Source organism: Nostoc sp. CENA543, assembly GCF_002896875.1.
Lineage (GTDB): Bacteria > Cyanobacteriota > Cyanobacteriia > Cyanobacteriales > Nostocaceae > Trichormus.
Genome location: NZ_CP023278.1, coordinates 6022687 through 6040801 on the forward strand (window position 1 = coordinate 6022687; position 18115 = coordinate 6040801).

Consider the following 18115-nt stretch of genomic DNA (forward strand, 5'->3'; position numbering starts at 1 on the left):
GGACAGGGGGAAGAAAGAAAATATTAGACCTATTGCATAAATATTTTTTTTGCCTCACGCATTCGCCCTTGGCGTTCCGCTTGCGGTAGGCACAAAGACGCAAAGAAAGACGCTAGAATCGGGACTTTTACAAGAGGTCTATTCTCTCCTAAATTAGATAATTTATTTTTCGGAAGTCCCTAAAACGCAGAGAGGGTTTATGCAGAGGAACGCAGAGAGGTTATCAAAAGTGCGTTAAGGTTTTTAGGGTAAGTAGATAAATCTATTAGGCGTGAAACTATTTATGACAAGTGGGGTTAAATAATATTTAGTTTATGAATCGTCTCCTTGATAGCCACCTCTACGTTCTGCTTTTTCCCGTTCAACTTCTTCTGCGCTGAGGAGAGAAATACCAGAGTCAACAATTTCTTGACGAATTTGACGCAGCTTCTGCCCTAAACTAGATATTGGTTTAGATAAAGGATAGGTGGTTGGAGGTATTGGAGTAATAACTAATTCCACTTCATCACCTTCTTGGAAAGAATCTGGTAAATTTTCTAACAAAATGATGTTGCGACCTTTTATATATCCTTTCATCCTGATATTTCCTGATAGTAAAGATAAATTCTTCCTAGCGTGATGAACGAAAGATGACGCGTCCAGGAATTCCTTCATGATTAATTCTGGCATAGACTCGCAGACAGGTTAAAACTTCGCCAGGAACTCCGCCACATTCTAGTTGTAAATCGTCTTTAGTTAAGGCACAAATATCAGCATAAAGTCCTGTGAGTTGACGTATTCTCACTTCGTGACCGGCATTATTAGCAATCTCCGCCACTTTTTTTAAAGCACGTCGGGATTCTTGTTGCAGTTTACCCCACCAGGAATATCTTTCGGCGGGAGGAACAAAGATTAGGGAATGTATCGCCTCATCCATATCCAGCCAAGCACGTAGCATTGACAAGGGGTCTGTGCTTTCTTCGGCTTTTTTGGTACGGTGGAAGCGATCGCCTAATGCTTCCACATACTGGATTTTTTGTTCTAGTTGGGAATGTAAATGAATGACATCAAAGCTAAATACACTTTTAAAGGCATGATATAGCTCTGGTTCAATTTCAATAAATTTAGTTAATAATACTAAAAAGCTTGCTAATAAAGTTAATTCTTCAGAAGCAGATTCAGGAAGAATTTTAGTTTTTTGTAATGCTTTTTGAGATAAACATAACCCAGGTGAAACTACAGTTCCACTTAATCCTGGGTAGATAATTTCATCTCGAATAAAAGGCAAATAATGCAGATGAGAATTATCTGCGATCGCACCTACTTCTTGCGCCAAATCTAAAGCCCGTTGTCGCCAAAATTCCGCCAAATCTTCAGGAACTCGCAACAGCTTGCGGTGAATTTCATTCCACAAATCCGCATCTGTTTGACTACATAAAGGCGAATTCCCCAAATATATACCGAGTTCGACATCCGCATCAAATGCCGCACGCAGATAACCCAATTTTGGTTCACTCTGGGTACAACTGACCGTAGGTTTCGCTTCTTCCTTAACCTGTAACAAATTGTGAATCTCATACAACACCTGATCACACAATTCAGCACCAGGATCATGATGATATTCCGCTTGCGCCTTCCTCAGCGTCGCCTCCAATCCATAGAGACTATACCGTAATAACTGCCCCAAAGCTGATTTTTCGATTCCCAATAACTGCTTGAGATGTTGCATGAGTTTTACCTGTTTTGATTTCACGCAAAGACCCTTAGAAAACTCTCTGCGCCTCTGCGTGAGGTTTCTCAATGGATACCGGAAAAAGGATCACGTTCCTTATCAACCTCATTCGGTTGTAAGTCTAACTCACCACAATAGACACATCCTTCCTGTGTTAAACATTCTAAATCTAGTGATGTTAAATAAGGTACATCACCAGCATGGATACGCAAAATACCTTTGTCATCAATTGTTACACGATACTGACAAGGATAATCCGTATTCACATTAGGTTTAGCTAACGCGCCGATGCGTATCCATTTTTTTGTCTGAGTTGCCGCATCCGTTTGGTACATATAAAACGTATGCTGATTACTGTAGGGAAAAGGCGGCAACGGATTACTAATTAAACCGCTTCCTGATGCGGATTCACCATCATGTAAGTAATGGAATTGTTGCAGAGGTTTACTACCATCTTTGTCTACTTCAAACACCAAATGATAAGCATCTGGATAATCAACTGTCGCTGATTCAATCACATTTACAGCAATATCACCATCATTTAAATCTTTATCAGGACGTTCAACGGCGATATTCCATTGCAGTTTCCCATTGGTAAATAATGATGTTTCTGAGACTTTTGTTAACGCTGCATTAATGTCAATTCCAGGAACATCAATTAAGTAGTGGGGGTTTCCTTGACATAACAAAACTTTAAATTGCAGTGTTTGGTCAATTTCAAACTGGACTTTAATTTTTCGCAGGAACTCAGCTTCATCCATCCGCAATTGTCCCATCAAGTTTTTACCGTCGAAGCTACCCCACAGGCGTAAGTCTCCATCTTCGTAGTCTTGGCGGTAAATAATGTTAGTTAACTGTATCCCTACCCAATTTGTACGAACTTTGGCGACGTTTTCTGAGGCTGAGAGTTGGTAGAGTTCTTGTCCAGCTTTAAAAACGGTGAGGAGTTCGTTACTTTGGGTTTTGCGTTTGAAGTTGCAAGGTAGGTAATAAAACAGGTTTTTAACGTCTATTTCTAGTTGATTTGCGCCTTTTTGCAATAATCCTTTGGATTCTTCGGGGTCAAATCTCAGCCTGCGTAGTTTCTCGGCGTAACAAGCACCGGCGGAGGTGGCGAGTTTGGTGTACTCCAACACAAAGGTAATGCGTTCGGGATTCCAGACAAAATAAGGGGATTTGCTAAATTCTTGGTAAATTTGCCGTTGTACTAAATCGAGATTGCAGGTTTTACCGGAGAGGATTAACCAATCAACTTTATGGGTGTTCCAGGGGTCGATATTGTTGTTGTCAGGACGCAGACGACTTTCCATTAAGCCTTTTGCAATACCAATGGCTTCTTTAATAGCGGAAGCTGCGACGCGTTCAAATTGTTGGTTATCTATGGTGACACAAATATTCTCTGAGTTTCTCACCTGGAATTTAATTGCGCTTTGGGTGAGGAGTTCTGCAATTTGCTGTTCGGAAAGGGTGAAGGTTAACAGAGAATGATCGGATTTTTGTCCTAGTTTGAGTTTAGCAGTTTCCGCATGATCCCAAAGGGTATAGAAGGTTTGCAGACGTTGGGGTGCTTGTTGCCAACGGGTGGGGATGACTTTTTCGGCGGTATCTAACGCGTCTTTATAAGCTGCGTCACCTTCGGGATTTTCCTTATCAACACATTTTAATAAACTGCCACTTTTAAATTTACCTTGTTCTAAAAAGCGTTCGTTTAATTCGGCGTTGATTAAGTCTTCTAGCTTGTCGCTTTCGATATCACCTTGAGTAACGGCTGTCAGTAAAAAATCAGCGATCGCTACTTTCAATAGTCTAAACACTTTCAGGGTAATTAACTCACCACCTAGTTGTAAATGTCCTGAAGAACCCAATAATTTGGGAGTCAATTTATAGTATCTGCCGCCTAAACCTCTATCTTCATGACTGGCAAAGTAGGGTGTATTATCTTCCAAGGTGAGTTCAATTAATGCTAAATCCGTCGTCCCCCCACCAATATCTAATACGAGAACATTTTGCGACCATTTATTATTTTCTTGGCGACAACGGGTTTTAAAAGATTCAATGCCAATATTTAAATTACCGCCAAATTCTCGCCATAAAAAGAAGATAGCCACAGATACCGCTTCATCATAGGCTGTCTGGACATCATCAATTCCCAATTGTTCGACTAAATGCTTAACTTCTTTTCTGACTACAGGCGGTGCGACGGTGGGATAGGTGACGACGGCGGTTAAAAAATCTCCTTCGGAAAATCTGCGTCTGGCGCGTTGACGATAATCTTCAGTTAATTCGATTAGATGCGCCCATGCTGCTTGAATCAGTTGACTAACATCAATAATATCTTCTTCACCTTCCAAAATAACTGGAAATTTTCTATCCTGTCCAAAGTAACGCTTGGGTGAATGATGAAAGCGACTAATAATTTCTTTTAAAGAACTACTGGTTCCCTGTGCGATCGCTTTTTTTCTATTGTCCCTAGCTTCTCTCCCCATGCGGAGTTTGATCGCTTCTAAACTCGCTACTTCTAACTCGCTGGGAATTTCTGTATCTCGACGGTCAATATCTAAAACTACAGGAATTAAATTTTGAGATTCTAATGTGGGAACGCGGAAGACTTCATGATAAATTTGATAGAGTTTTTTGCTCACAGCCCGACGAAATCTATCGCTGTTTCCTAAGCATAATTCGATTTGGCGAATCGCTTCTAAGAATCTCGATTTATTCTCACCGCTAAAAACTTCACTTAAATTACTCGGCTCAATTTCCAGATTTTTACTAATATCAACAATAAACTTATCCCATTCACTTTCGCTGACCTCCGGTAAGGCAATTATAGCCGGAGAATTCAACCACTGGGACAGGCGATCGCGCAATCTGATTTCCTGTTCTCTGGGTAAAACTTCGGCGATAGGCACTTCTATCGGGTCGAACAGAGTCACTGTAGAATTAGATGTGCCGAAATCCACCGCTAACCATCCAGGAAATCTTTTTTTAGCTTTCCCGTTGCTGGGTTTTTCGCTACGAACTTCTACAGGATTGATAACTGGATTACTGATGATTTTTTCTTCCATAGGTAGTGACCACAGATGACAATAAGCTGCTACTTTTTGTCTTACAGATAATAGTGGATTTCCTGAATGGTCAGAGTCAAAATATTCCACCATTACCCGTAAATGACAGTTGATTGCTTGGTTTAAAGGGTGAGATAATTTACACGGATATTGTTCTAGTTGACCAATTTGGGAGATTTTGGGAGTTTCAGAATCAAACTTTTTATACGCCTGTTGAATTTTAGTCGCTAATTCACTTGGTATGCCTTTAACTGTACAGGTGATACTAGAAATATGAGGTACATTATTTCCCGTAGCCAGCAGTTGAATACTGGGTAATTCTAAATACTTTCTATGATTAACCCGCACTTGAAAGCGAGGCACAAGTTGAATCTCTACAGGCATTTTTTATCTTCCTTTACAGGCAGAATTTAATAATCAATAAATTTATGACTAATTACTGATTACTGATTAGCTGTTAGGGAATCAGAAATGTTAGCAATTTCTGTGAGATTCTGTAGCCAAGGTGGGACTCTCCCACCAGATTGGGTATCACTAGCGGCGATAAATCTCAGCAAAGCATCTTTTTTCGAGAGGTTTTGTAAGGTGGGTATAATTTGATCTAAAATCCCCTCCAATTCGCCATTGACTTGTTGATTAACTTCGCTGACATACTGCACTAAATGCAGGCTGGCACTGGCAGTAATTTCATCACGTAAGCGTAAGATAAATAACTGATGATTAGCGGTTCTAGTTAAACCGATATTTTTCTCTGGCGACCAATCAAAGATTTGACCAATATTGTGTTTTTCATCCTGACGCGCTAGAGGAAACATAATTTCAGGGATGAGAGATTTATCTTGTTGATTAATCTCCTCTAAAATTACGTCTTGCCATTTATTGGGGTCGCAACCTAACAGCAATTGATAAAATAAATCGGCTTCTTCAGGGCCAAATTTGGCTTCAATTTCCTGTTCCATTTCTGGGGTCAAAATCGCCAATAGCTGATCGCGCTCTGGGGCAATCTGGTGAGATAATCTACTGAGTAAGTCTACTACAGCTTGCTGGATGCGATCGCGCGCAAATTCTTCCACTTCTTTGACTGTCTTGGCGAAGGCGGGGTAAAAGTCATCGCTTTTAGTCGGGATGCTGCTATTGGTTCTACTACCTCTATCAAATAACTTCCCGGCTGCACCTTTTGATTCGGTTAAAGTAATTGTGCCGTTATTGATTTTGTTAAATAATAAAGTCCATTGATTCCAACTAATCACTCTAAAGGTGAGTTCATCTTTAACTACATCACTCACCACTGTTCCCCGGCGGTCTTTGAGTGGTTGTTTGCCGATATCTTTTTGAAAATGACGATAGGTTTTATCTAAACTTTCAATGGCGTTTCTTAAGTCAATTAAAGCCTCAGAATCACCGGTGGGAATACCTTGGGCGTGAATTTCGGCAATAATAGCTTTGAGGTTTTCCTGTTGTAATTTTAAATTTTCGGCGGCGCGTCTAGTATCTTCATATAGTTGCTTGAGTCCGTGAGTCGCAACGTGATTTTGAATTAACTCCCGCAGTTTGGCGATACCCCCATCTTGAGCAAAGTAACCCAATTTTCTGCCTAAACCGTGACGCGGATCTGATTCTAACAGGCGATCGCTCAACTTGCGCCATTTTTGTTGCAGTCGCTTTGACCTTTCTAAATACTCTGGATAATCTAAGTTAGCTAAAAATTCTGGTGAACCAGCTTTCACACTGCTAGAACGTTTGGCTAATTCGGCTAGTCCCAATAGGGGAGAGAGTAGTACAATGCGGTCTTGATTAATTGTGAATGCACTCGCGCCATCGATGGTGGTTTGCAACACCTTGAGTTTTCGCAATACCGCCTCAGCTGTGAGTTGGGGGGTACGACTATCATCAATGAGTGAATCTAATTCTCTCTCGCCGCCTTCACTTTCTAAAGGTAATTGGTCAAACCGTCCTACACCCACCAAAATTAAATCCTTGAGGTCTTGTCCAGGACGCTGTTGCTGCATCATCGTGAAAATTTTGTGGGCGCGATCGCTCCCTGGTGATTTACCATTGAGCAGTACGAGAATTGTTTGCACCTCCGCCAATTCCCGCAGGGATAAAAAGGTATCCCGCGCGCCAGAATTCGCCGCACCCAAACCAGGAAAATCTAACAAAATAAATCTATCTGCACCGGTGACATCCCAAATTTCTTGAGAAATTCTCACTTCAATATCAATGCGCCGAATTAACGGGAAACTATTTTGTAATAACTTCGTGGGTAAGGTTTGGGGGGGACTCGGTAAACGAATATGCGCCGGTGGTAAGTCTTCAAAGCGTAGGGTTTGGATAGCCATTGGCTGTTCTGCTAACTGTAACCCGTCCTTTGCTGTGACTGCATCGATGGGGTAGCGTTTCCCGCACAATACTTCGTAGGAAGCATAAGCGCGTAAAAACACTACCAATTCCCGCACCAGATAGCGCAATTCCAAATTATTGCTACTATTCCAAGTTTCTTGACACCATCGGAGAATTTCGTTTCCAGAGTTGAGGGTGGCGGTGGGAATGGGGGGAAGTCCGGCGGCGATAGTCCGGCGGTTAGCTTCCCCCAACATGAAACGCAAGCATTCATTTACCCCTTCCCGCGTTAAATATTCCACGGTGAAATTACCAACTTGCGTCGTGGCAAAGCCCGCTTGGGGGATGATATGAATAGCCGTGACATTACCTGTAGTGGGATTTTCGCTGATGGGTAAAGCATCCCCGTAGCCGATTAAACTACCTAAAAGTAAAGTTTTGCCGCTACTAAACTCTCCCATTACACCGATTTTTACAGGAGAGGTAGCAAGACCTACGGTTTTCTCCGCACTTTCTCGGAGACGTAAAATACATTCATCTAAGCTAGTAGGCACCCAATCTTCTTGTTGAGAAGGATTTTGCGGAACAGAAGTAATTTTTTCTAAAATCAGTTCGCCGTACTCTTTAAAACATCCTATTTTTTCTAGTTCCATAGAGTAGCCTGCCAATAAGATAATTTCTGTGAGTTTTATAACACAAAAAAAGTCTGCAACTTTTATATCTACAAGTAGTTGAGCCTATCTTTCGGAAGATTTTGCCCTAATTTCCTCTCTGATGTGAATTCTTATTGATAAATTTAAATCTTTTGCAGATCACAGTCATATATTTGTTTTATTTTCTGCATATTTCGCAATGAATTAAATTCAAAAAATTAATACATAATAGTTGATTTATCAGATCAATAAAAATAAAATTAACTAATATTAATTTTATTCTCAGTGTTTATCCTGGTTTTGGCTATGTTCTGTGATTCAGATTTACTACAGATAATTTTGCCTACACAATTTTAATTTTCATCTGGTTTTGACCTATTTTTCAGTAGTATCACCCATACTGTATTTGTGGTGATGATCTAGCATATTTGTAAAATATTTATCAATCAATCAATAAATAAGTGAAATTTTTAATTCATATAAATTAAAATAGTAATTCGGTTAAATGACTTCTTGCCTATAGGATTCATTTTTGATTTAGCGGCTAAACTCCCTAAATTCCCTTGTTTGCCGTCATCTATTTGGTTGAGTATGGAAAATAGAAAATTACTGCCTGTAACAAAATTGTATCAAGCTATCTACCTGATTTATTTGGTAAATTGATATGTAGTATTTTTGATAAAAAACATCCTCTGGAGGTATTTAATGGAAAAAATTTCATACTTAATAACTTCTTCTGGAATAAGCAAATCAAGAAATTACTCATAAGTTTATAAATTATCAATCACATCAGGGTGGTAAAACGGTGTCACTATCAAATAATGAATCTACATCAGTAGAAAATACCATCAAACAACTACAAACAGAAGTTGGAGAACACAACCCAACTCAACAGAAACTATCCCCAAAAAGCTTAGAATTATCAGGATTACTGCAACTCATCCCAGACACATACTTACGACTAGATGCCGAAGGGAAAATTCTAGAATACAAACCAGGCGCAACAGAATATGCAGATAACTTACCCAAAATAACTTTAGATAAACCTTTCATAGCACAATTTCCACAGCAGATTGGAGATGAATTTCAACAGGCGATCGCGAAGACATTACAAACTCAATCACCTGTGAACATAACATATGATTTATCAGTTACAGATATAGTTTATACTTTTACAGCCAAATTTTTAGCTTTATCATCCCAGGAAATTATTGTCTTAATTCGTGAAAATTATCATCGCTTAAAGACACAACTGCTCGATAAGTATCATCAATTTCAAGATATTCTCGAAAACTCCAATAATATTATTTTTGTTCTGACAACAACTGGTGAATTTGCCTATGCTTCCCCCAATTGGACAGAGATTTTAGGACATGATATAGCCGAAGTCATAGGTAAATCTTTCGTTCCCTTTGTACATCCTGATGATGTCCAAATTTGTACAGATTATTTATCAACGGTTTTTAAAATCGGCAAAAAACAAGAACCCATTGAATATCGAGTCAAGCATAAAAATGGGGAATGGCGATGGCACACAAGTAGTGCAGGTGCGATTAAAAATGCCGACAACCAAGTCTTATATTTTGTAGGCATTTCTTACGACATTACAAAACGTAAACAACAAGAAGCAATTCTCACTCACAGAATTCAGTTAGCAGACTTTCGGGCGGAAGTTGACGCTTGTTTGACTCAAAGTTTTACTTTACAGCAGATGATGTCTGGCTGTACCGAAGCCATCGTCAAACATTTAGATGCAGCTTTTGCCAGGATTTGGATATTGAATAAACAAGAAAACGTCCTAGAGTTGCAAGTCAGTTCGGGAATTTATACCCACATTGACGGCAATTATCAACGTGTACCAGTCGGTCAATACAAAATAGGTTTAATTGCCCAAGAAGGTCAACCCCATTTAACCAACTCAGTCCAAACAGATTCCCGCATCAGTGACAAGGAATGGGCTAAACAAGAGGGAATGGTAGCGTTTGCTGGTTATCCTTTAATGGTAGAAGGAGAAAATTTAGGCGTAATTGCCATGTTTTCTCGCCACACATTAACTGAATCAACCTTTGATATTTTAGGCATTGTCGCACACGAAATTGCCATTGGCATTAAGCGCAAACAGACTGAAGCTGCCCTGCGAGAATCGGAAGCAAAATTCCGAGAAATTGCCCAAAAAGAAGCATTGCTTAACCGTCTTGCTAGTCAGATTCGCGCCTCTTTAGAACTTAATTATATTGTAGAAACCGCAGTCACAGAAATTCACCAACTTTTCCAAATTGATCGCTGTGCTTTTTGGTGGTACAGACAAAATACAGATGTACCTAATTGGGAAATTGTCTATGAAGTCCAAAATTATCCTGAAAAATGTTTGCTATCTCCTGAAATTCAAAATACAGAAGTACAACTCATAGCCGAAAAAACATTAAATAAAGAGATTATCCGCATCGATAATGTAGAGACATTGACAGATACTGCTGCCCAAAAGTTTTTACGAGATTTTCACCTGACAGCTTTTTTAGCTTTGCCTGTACACACACAATCAGGAGAAATTGGGGCGTTTACCTGTAGTTATTGTAGTGGTTTTCGACCTTGGTTAAATCATGAAGTGGAATTACTACAATCTGTAACAAATCAGCTAGCGATCGCCATAGACCAAGCTAAACTCTACACCCAAAGCCGCATCGCTGCTCAAACTGCCCAAGAAAAAGCCCAGCAATTAGAAGCCGCCTTACGAGAATTACAACAAACCCAAGTCCAGTTAATTCATTCTGAAAAAATGTCTAGTTTGGGGCAATTAGTAGCAGGTATTGCCCACGAAATTAATAACCCTGTAAATTTTATTTACGGTAACATCAACCACGCCCGTGAATATGTTAAAGATTTGCTGGATTTAGTTGAACTATATAAACAAAATTATTGTCCACCAGTGGCAGAAATTCGGGAATTTATTGATGCTATAGATTTAGATTTTCTCACACAAGATTTACTCAAAGTTTTAAATTCCATGAATTTAGGAGCAGAACGAATTCGGCAGTTAGTTCTCTCCTTAAGGAACTTCTCCCGTTTAGACGAGGACGGCATGAAGTTGGTAGATATTCATGAAGGTATTGATAGCACTTTGTTAATCTTACAAAACCGCCTGAAAGCCAAACCAGGATTTACGGAAATTCAAATTATTAAAGAATATGGTGATTTACCAAAAGTAGTCTGTCACGCTGGACAGATGAACCAAGTATTTATGAACTTATTGGCAAATGCAATTGATGCTTTAGAAGATGCCACAACAGATGACCAAGAAAATTTAACGCCACCTCAAATTCGCATTCAAACGCAATTGACTGATGATCAGCAAGTGATGATTACCATTGCCGATAATGGCCCTGGAATGACGGAAGAAATTCGCGATCGCTTATTTGACCCCTTCTTTACCACAAAACCTGTAGGCAAAGGCACTGGGATTGGTTTGTCAATCAGCTATCAAATCATTGTCAATAAACACCAAGGGAAATTAGTATGTATCTCCACTCCAGGTAAAGGAGCAAAGTTTATCATTACCATTCCCCTATTAAAATCATCTAGTTGAGCAACTATCCAATGTGGGAGTTTTGAGTGATTGGTAACAATTACGCTATATTGAGTGAGCAGCACACAAAACGGCTACAATCAAAATCATATGGGTTTACGATGTACAAATACAATTGTGACAATCGCTACATCAAATATTGAGCAATCAGTAAATTTCTATAGTCACTTGTTGACCCAAAATCCGATAAATTTAATTCCCAACATCTATGCTGAATTTCAGTTTCCAGGTTTGCGGTTAGGGATTTTTCAACCGAAAAAAACGCACAATCATGAATTTATAGACTCAGGAAAAAGTAAAATGAGTCTATGTTTAGAGGTGAGTAACCTAGAAACAGCGATCGCCCACATCAGTAATTTAGGTTATCCCCCACCTGGAAAAATCATTGTAGCCTCACACGGCAAAGAAATCTACGCCTATGACCCCGACGGCAACCGCTTGATTTTACATCAATCAGCAGATAGTGACAAAAACACAGAAATCAGGGCGTAAGAAGAAGAGAAACAACAAAATAAAACCAATTTGCAATTCGCAATTCGCAATTCGCAATTTGCAATTCGCAATAAATTTGCTTTTATCCCAATCCCCAGTCCCCAATCCCCAATCCCTAACCTATGGGCTTAACAGATAACTACAAACTCAACCTGATTCAGTGGTATCCAGGACATATTGCCAAAGCAGAAAAGAATCTCAAAGAACAGCTATCACGAGTAGATGTAGTTTTTGAGGTACGGGATGCGCGGATACCTTTAGCGACGCGCCATCCCCAAATCGATGAATGGGTGGGCAATAAAACACGCATATTAGTATTAAATAGATTAGATATGATCCCAACCCAAGTGCGATCGCTATGGGTGAATTACTTTCAAAATCGGGATGAAGAACCCTATTTTACCAATGCCCAACATGGTCAAGGCGTAAATGCCCTTGCCAAAGCCGCCCAAGCCGCAGGCGTAGCACTCAATCAAAGAAGACGCGATCGCGGAATGTTACCGCGTCCCGTCCGGGCTGTAGTCATAGGTTTTCCCAACGTCGGTAAATCCGCACTCATCAACCGTTTATTAGGTAAGCGCGTTGTCGAAAGTGCCGCCCGTCCAGGGGTAACACGCCAACTGCGCTGGGTACGGATCAGTGATCAGCTAGAATTACTCGACGCGCCAGGAGTCATCCCTGCCAAATTAGGGAATCAAGAAGCAGCCGTCAAACTCGCCATTTGTGACGATATTGGTCAAGCCTCCTACGATAATCAGCTAGTTGCAGCCGCCCTCGTAGATTTAATCAACTCCCTCCAAGAACAAGCCGGGGAATTATTACCAAAATCACCCCTATACTCACGTTATGACCTCGACCCCATCCCCCACACCGGAGAAGCCTATTTACACGTTTTAGCCGAACATCGCCATCAAGGAGATGTCGAACGCACAGCTAGACAACTTTTGACAGACTATCGCAAAGGATTACTCGGCACAATGCCTTTAGAGTTACCACCAAGTTAAGGGACTTCCGAGTGTAATTTCTCCATTAATTGTTGTAGTTTGTATTAACAGTTATGTATTTATTTGTTAGGTAACTTGCTACGCAACAATTCTCGAAATTCATTAACTTGTTCATTAGTGCTAAAAGCTCTTTTAGGAAACATATTTAAGCAGTTGCTTGATTGATAAACCATAAATAGGTTTGTAGATTCTCGCCAATGTGTGTAAAGTGACCATTGCGTTTTCGATTCGGACAAAGGCGTAGTAATTTTTAACTCTTCATCACTTGCTTCGACACGGATGTCTTGCCTCAAATTAGGTTGACTATCCCAGGCGCGCTTAATAGCAATCTGCTGAAAAAAGTAAATAAGACAGTATAAGAAGACAATAGGTAAAATATTAGGTAATAAAACACTCCATAGAATTTCCTGCAAAGAAACACTCCCTTGATTTATCAAACCCAGTAAAGATATTAATACTGCAATCCCACCCACGATTAATAAATATCTTAGTATCATCCTTGTTGAGTGAACTTGATTTACTTCTTTAAAGTCGTTGAAGTTGAGGCGATATTCAAAGTTCATGGTATGGCTCTCAATTGTTGTTAGGGATTGGATTATATAAGAATCCGCTTTGATTCGGTGAAATTGTTTGCGTGGTGTGCGACGCGTAGCGCAAGCGCGATAGGGAAGGAAAAGGGAAGAAGAAATAAAAGTGTACTGAGTCTTTTTCTCCAAATCAAATACGAGTCCATCATGTCCCCGCTACCGCTAACAGCACTCTCCAGCTAAATCCCTACACTACCTGTAAACTCAAAGCCTCAAACTGTTGCCAACACAGATACATGGCACGCGGAACGTGAAAACAACCCTTCCACTTTCCGCCTTTAAGATTTAATAGCACCTCTCCTTGCCGATTCAGATAACCAAACCATTCACCATATTCTGCATCAGCAAAGTGTGACCAGGTGTAATCGTGCATTTTTTGATACCATTCCCAACATTCTGCACGACCAGTCAGACGATAACCCATTGCTAACGCCACCAAAGATTCTAAATGCACCCACCAGAGTTTTTGATCCCATTCCAACTGCTGCGGGGGATGACCATCTGCATCCATGAAGTAATACAACCCCTCATATTGACTATCCCAAGCAAAATTGAGGATATTTAACACCACATCAACAGCTTGATTAATAGTTTGGCGATCGCCATTCCGGTTGGCAATATCCATAATGAACCACATGGCCTCAATTCCATGACCAGGATTAATTAACCTCCCATCAAAACAATCAATATGTGAACCATCGGGAGCAACATTTTCATACATTAGTCCCCGTTCCTGGTCAAGAAAATCACCCATGACCTCCTGTACAGTGCTAGCCAAGACACCTTCTAAAGTTTCACTTTCCAATAACCAAGCCATTTCTAGCGTCAAATTAGCTAAAATCATCGGCACAGCTAAGGCTTTCATCGGGCGTGTACCAGGGTAGGCTTTGGTATACTTGCCTTTAGGGTTATCTTTGCGGCGTAGAACATTATTGTATGCTTGCAAAGCTACATCCTTTGCCCATTCTTCCCCAGAGGCTAAGGCATATTGACTAAAAGCCATTGCGGCAAAGCAATCGGAGAATATATTATATGGTTGAACTAAGGGCTGTCCTTCACGGTTAAGGGCAAAATACCAGTTACCTTCAGCGTCTCTACCGTGTTTAGCGAGAAACTTTGCGCCGTGACTGGCGATTTCTAACCAATTTGCATTTTTTTCAAGTTGATTGCAAAGTACGGAAAAAGTCCAAACTTGGCGATTTTGCAACCAAATGAACTTGTCCGTATCATAAACTTGACCTGTGCGATTGAGACAAGTGAAATATCCACCCTGTTCCCAATCAAGAGAATGAGTCAGCCAAAATGGGAGAATATTGTTGAGGAGAGTATGTTTGTAAAGTGTTGCTAGTGCCTTAAAATCGTATCCCATGCTTTCCTGCCTCAAAATTAACAGAGTTCATTATCGCTTTGCTAGGGATAGACTACAAGCAGTAAAGAATGTTACAGATGAAGAGATGCGATCGCCATTAAATTCACCGTGATTAATTGCACAAAACCCTGCCAATTTCCTGTTTCCTGTTCCCTGTTGAAAATAGTACGTTCGGTAATCGAATCAGATACTATGGGTAGATGTTGATTATCGGTAGATGCAGCAACCCTGTAAAACCTAATTTTTACTTCCGAGAAATCGTACAGGGTTGGGATTTTCTGTCTGATTAACGTGGCGACTGACCCACAATTGATTAATCATGTAGACACTAAAAATTGAAGAAGCAATCAGTACCAAAGCTGAAAGTCTGACTAAAGTTTGATTAGCAGGTTTTCCCACATAAGCTTCTATTCGTTTGATCCGACGCTTTTCTTGACCTAGTAGAAAAACTAAGTAGAATCGCTTTTTCAAAATCGGTACAGAAAGCCGAATATCTACATAATGCGGACGTTGTGCGCGAGTTTGGAAGACCCTTTTTAACTCTGCTAATTGATTATTGGTGAAACTTGCAGCTGTTCGGGGGGGAATACGAGCCAAAAAACTTTGCAAAAATGGGTCGTGTTCTAAGTTATTTTGTGCTAACTCTCTGTCATTCATATTTGTCTTGAAGTAACTCCTAATGTTTGCAAAAGAAATATTTAGAATAGGGGGTTGTGTTCGTTATCCCAACATCTCCCCTCACGCCAAGTTCTTCCCGTGTCTTCACACTTAGATTGCTCAAAAATCCAAGGAATAGAAGTTGGGGACGAAGCATCACCTTGACGTGCAATAGAACTCGCCCAGGAAAAAAGAGCAGGTAAGATGGGATACATACAAATTCCAAAGGCCGCCAAAAGTCCCACCAAAAATAACATGTTGCTCGTAGTCCAAAGAGGATGCAACACTTTACCTTCCTGTAATCGTTCTTTGGAACGTCTTTCTGGCCCACCGATTAACACCATATAAAATCTCAGACCAGGAATCGGGAGTGTAAAACGTAAGTCCAGAGGATGGCGGGAAGTCCAAGCATTATAGCCAAAGGCTCTTGTCACAGCAGCCATTTGTTCTATAGTGAAAGAGTTTTTCACTTCCGGTTGCATCTGCTCAAAAAGCTCCTGAAACACTGGATCAACTTGTTGTAAATTGCTCATCGATATTAGATTACTGGTATTAATTTATATAACAATAACAAATACTTTTAAGTAGTACCTTGACAAATTTACGTATTTTACTAAGAAAATCTGTACATTAAAACATCTTTAAATTCAACTAATAGTGTTTTTGATAAACACTTTTTGAGCGACTTAAAAATAAAAAAATAATGATTTTTCTGTAAATTTTTAGTTAACTAGACTGAGTCTAGTTAAAAGTCTATTTATGAAGTAGAGATTAAGAGGATTTTTGAAAAGTCCTGAATGATGTATCAAATCAGTTTATATCCTCTTAAATCCACGCCACTTGTTTTAGACCGGGAACCCATACACAGCAGTTGTCGATAGGGAAAACCCCCTACTTACCTGTCATTCATTGCCGACGCTCCTGCATCGCTACGCTAACACCGACGCAGTCCCTTTTTAAAGGGAAGCCGCTCGTTGGAAAGCTTTGCCGCACCCGATTGATTTTGACAGGTTGCGGGTGTTCAGATCCCCGACTTTTTTAAAAAAGTCGGGGATCTATGACTTGTCATAATTTGTGTGGTGGACTAGTAGTTCCCCTCTTTTTCAATGCTAGGGGATGTGAATGTACTTCAATTCACAAATAACCGTTTTTCAAACAATGCCTAAGTAGAGTCTATTCAAGCATCTTCATGATTTGATATAGAGATTGATTCATTAAATCTGACTTAAAAGAATGGTTCTTCAGCATCTGTTATGCTAAACAATTAAATTTCAAGATGAAAAAATGTAATTAACTGTATCAAAATGTTGTCGTAATCCTTGCTGTACTTGACATAGAAAGAATATTTATGTTTTCTGTAGAGAGAGGCAGAAATATTTTTATACATTTATAGTCATGGTGAAGAAAAGAACAATAAAAATGCTTACAGAGATTTTGGATTTAAAAGATGTAGAAGTTATATCGCAACGCATCCATAATGGAATCGGCATTATTTTACAAACTCAATCAATTAAATCACATAGTGTTTGCCCTCATTGTGGGACAAAAAGCGAGAAATTACATCAAAACCATCGGCATATTGTTAAAGATTTACCGTTGGGAGAGAAACCAGTATTTTTAGAAATCAATAGACGACAATTCAAATGTTCTAAATGTAGAAAGCCTTTTAGCGAAGACCTAGACTTTGTAAGTAAAAAAAGAACCTATACAAAGCGGCTAGCGCAAAAAACAATACAAGAAGTGCTAGAAAACGATATCCACAGTGTGGCATCGAAGGGAATAGTCACAACAGAAGAAATAGAAAGAATGCTAAAAGATGCATCTCAAGAGTATGGTAATTCAAAACCTTCGGGCTTAAAAAGACTTGGAATTGATGAAATAGCTTTAGTAAAAGGAAAAGGTCATTACTGTGCTGTATTAATAGATTTAGACACATCTAAACTTCTGGCAATTCTGAATGGGCGAACACAAGAAATAATCAAGGAAGTAATGACAGGATGGGGGTTTGAGGTTTTAAATCAAATAGAAGAGGTCAGTATTGATTTGTGGCAAGGTTATAAAAAGTTAGTTACAGAATTAATGCCGAATGCTCAGGTGGTAGCAGATAGATTTCATGTGATGATGCAAATAAATAAAGAACTAGACATACAAAGGAAAAGAGAAAAGAGAAATGTAGAAGAGCTAATTAAGAAAACAAATTTAGCCGATAAAAAAGCTGAATATGAAATGATATTAGCGGGATTAAAAAACAGTAAATATCCCTTGCTTAAAAATCAAGATAAGTTAAATGAAGAGCAAGTTCAAAAACTGATACAAGTGAAAAGCGTATCTCCAACTTTGAAACTAATGCATGAGTTAAAAGAAAAAATTAGAAAAATTTTCAATTTCACAGAAGATTGGTATACGGGAGTATTTAAACTCGGTATGTGGCTATCGAGAGCCAAAAAATATTTTCCTCAGAGCAACAATACTATGATTCGTTGGTTTGATGAAATTATTGCTTACTTTGATCATGGGACAACAAGTGGTGCTGTTGAAGGTATCAACAATAAATTGAAGCTTATTAAACGCTCTGCTTATGGATTTAGAAATTTTGAAAACTTTAGAGTCAGATGTTTATTAAACTGGACTTAACTTATTACTTTCACATAACA

12 protein-coding genes are annotated in these 18115 nt (G+C 39.4%); 4 read left to right on the forward strand and 8 right to left on the reverse strand.

The annotated features are described in order from the left end of the window. Positions 1 to 312: 312 nt before the first annotated feature. The 4 genes from CLI64_RS25275 to CLI64_RS25290 all read right to left on the reverse strand — a co-directional run bounded on the left by CLI64_RS25275 (position 313) and on the right by CLI64_RS25290 (position 7769). Positions 313 to 576 carry a hypothetical protein gene (locus tag CLI64_RS25275; protein WP_103139809.1) on the reverse strand — a complete coding sequence of 88 codons (264 nt, stop codon included), beginning with the start codon at positions 574 to 576 and terminating at the stop codon, positions 313 to 315. 34 nt (positions 577 to 610) lie between these two features. Next, positions 611 to 1708 carry a hypothetical protein gene (locus tag CLI64_RS25280; protein ID WP_103139810.1) on the reverse strand — a complete coding sequence of 366 codons (1098 nt, stop codon included), beginning with the start codon at positions 1706 to 1708 and terminating at the stop codon, positions 611 to 613. A 68-nt stretch (positions 1709 to 1776) separates the two neighbouring features. Beyond that, on the reverse strand, positions 1777 to 5160 hold the full coding sequence (locus CLI64_RS25285; RefSeq protein WP_103139811.1) for a virulence factor SrfB: 3384 nt from the start codon (positions 5158 to 5160) through the stop codon (positions 1777 to 1779). A 59-nt stretch (positions 5161 to 5219) separates the two neighbouring features. Beyond that, a complete protein-coding gene (locus tag CLI64_RS25290) occupies positions 5220 to 7769 on the reverse strand; it encodes a proteasome protein (RefSeq protein ID WP_103139812.1) in 2550 nt (849 codons plus the stop codon). 805 nt (positions 7770 to 8574) lie between these two features. Between CLI64_RS25290 and CLI64_RS25295 the strand changes: the two genes are divergently transcribed. The 3 genes from CLI64_RS25295 to ylqF all read left to right on the forward strand — a co-directional run bounded on the left by CLI64_RS25295 (position 8575) and on the right by ylqF (position 12848). Then, positions 8575 to 11352, forward strand: coding sequence for a GAF domain-containing protein (locus CLI64_RS25295; RefSeq protein ID WP_103139813.1), 2778 nt, complete (start codon positions 8575 to 8577; stop codon positions 11350 to 11352). A gap of 90 nt (positions 11353 to 11442) precedes the next feature. Then, positions 11443 to 11844, forward strand: coding sequence for a glyoxalase (locus CLI64_RS25300; RefSeq protein ID WP_103140869.1), 402 nt, complete (start codon positions 11443 to 11445; stop codon positions 11842 to 11844). 122 nt (positions 11845 to 11966) lie between these two features. Then, positions 11967 to 12848, forward strand: coding sequence for a ribosome biogenesis GTPase YlqF (ylqF, locus tag CLI64_RS25305; RefSeq protein WP_103139814.1), 882 nt, complete (start codon positions 11967 to 11969; stop codon positions 12846 to 12848). 59 nt (positions 12849 to 12907) lie between these two features. Here the strand turns inward: ylqF and CLI64_RS25310 are convergent, their stop codons facing one another. From CLI64_RS25310 to CLI64_RS25325, 4 genes are all read right to left on the reverse strand, one after another. Beyond that, the gene (locus tag CLI64_RS25310) at positions 12908 to 13411 is read right to left on the reverse strand and encodes a YcxB family protein (protein WP_103139815.1); all 504 of its coding nucleotides are present in this window, start codon (positions 13409 to 13411) and stop codon (positions 12908 to 12910) included. 211 nt (positions 13412 to 13622) lie between these two features. Beyond that, positions 13623 to 14804, reverse strand: coding sequence for an AGE family epimerase/isomerase (locus CLI64_RS25315; protein WP_103139816.1), 1182 nt, complete (start codon positions 14802 to 14804; stop codon positions 13623 to 13625). A gap of 237 nt (positions 14805 to 15041) precedes the next feature. Further along, complete coding sequence (locus CLI64_RS25320) at positions 15042 to 15461, reverse strand: hypothetical protein (RefSeq protein WP_103139817.1); 420 nt, start codon at positions 15459 to 15461, stop codon at positions 15042 to 15044. Positions 15462 to 15502: 41 nt separating this feature from the next. Then, the gene (locus CLI64_RS25325; protein WP_103139818.1) at positions 15503 to 15994 is read right to left on the reverse strand and encodes a hypothetical protein; all 492 of its coding nucleotides are present in this window, start codon (positions 15992 to 15994) and stop codon (positions 15503 to 15505) included. An 886-nt stretch (positions 15995 to 16880) separates the two neighbouring features. On the opposite strand from CLI64_RS25325, the gene CLI64_RS25330 reads away from it, so the two are divergent. Then, entirely contained in the window at positions 16881 to 18095 is a 1215-nt protein-coding gene (locus CLI64_RS25330) for an ISL3 family transposase (RefSeq protein WP_374703982.1), read from the forward strand. Positions 18096 to 18115 lie beyond the last annotated feature (20 nt).

Excerpts from the sequence above, each read along its gene's own strand:
- CLI64_RS25330 (WP_374703982.1), top strand. The coding sequence starts at position 16,881 with ATGCTTACAGAGATTTTGGATTTAAAAGATGTAGAAGTTATATCGCAA.
- ylqF (WP_103139814.1), top strand. The coding sequence starts at position 11,967 with ATGGGCTTAACAGATAACTACAAACTCAACCTGATTCAGTGGTATCCA.
- CLI64_RS25280 (WP_103139810.1), bottom strand. The coding sequence starts at position 1,708 with ATGCAACATCTCAAGCAGTTATTGGGAATCGAAAAATCAGCTTTGGGG.
- CLI64_RS25315 (WP_103139816.1), bottom strand. The coding sequence starts at position 14,804 with ATGGGATACGATTTTAAGGCACTAGCAACACTTTACAAACATACTCTC.
- CLI64_RS25325 (WP_103139818.1), bottom strand. The coding sequence starts at position 15,994 with ATGAGCAATTTACAACAAGTTGATCCAGTGTTTCAGGAGCTTTTTGAG.
- CLI64_RS25285 (WP_103139811.1), bottom strand. The coding sequence starts at position 5,160 with ATGCCTGTAGAGATTCAACTTGTGCCTCGCTTTCAAGTGCGGGTTAAT.
- CLI64_RS25320 (WP_103139817.1), bottom strand. The coding sequence starts at position 15,461 with ATGAATGACAGAGAGTTAGCACAAAATAACTTAGAACACGACCCATTT.
- CLI64_RS25300 (WP_103140869.1), top strand. The coding sequence starts at position 11,443 with ATGGGTTTACGATGTACAAATACAATTGTGACAATCGCTACATCAAAT.
- CLI64_RS25310 (WP_103139815.1), bottom strand. The coding sequence starts at position 13,411 with ATGAACTTTGAATATCGCCTCAACTTCAACGACTTTAAAGAAGTAAAT.
- CLI64_RS25290 (WP_103139812.1), bottom strand. The coding sequence starts at position 7,769 with ATGGAACTAGAAAAAATAGGATGTTTTAAAGAGTACGGCGAACTGATT.
- CLI64_RS25275 (WP_103139809.1), bottom strand. The coding sequence starts at position 576 with ATGAAAGGATATATAAAAGGTCGCAACATCATTTTGTTAGAAAATTTA.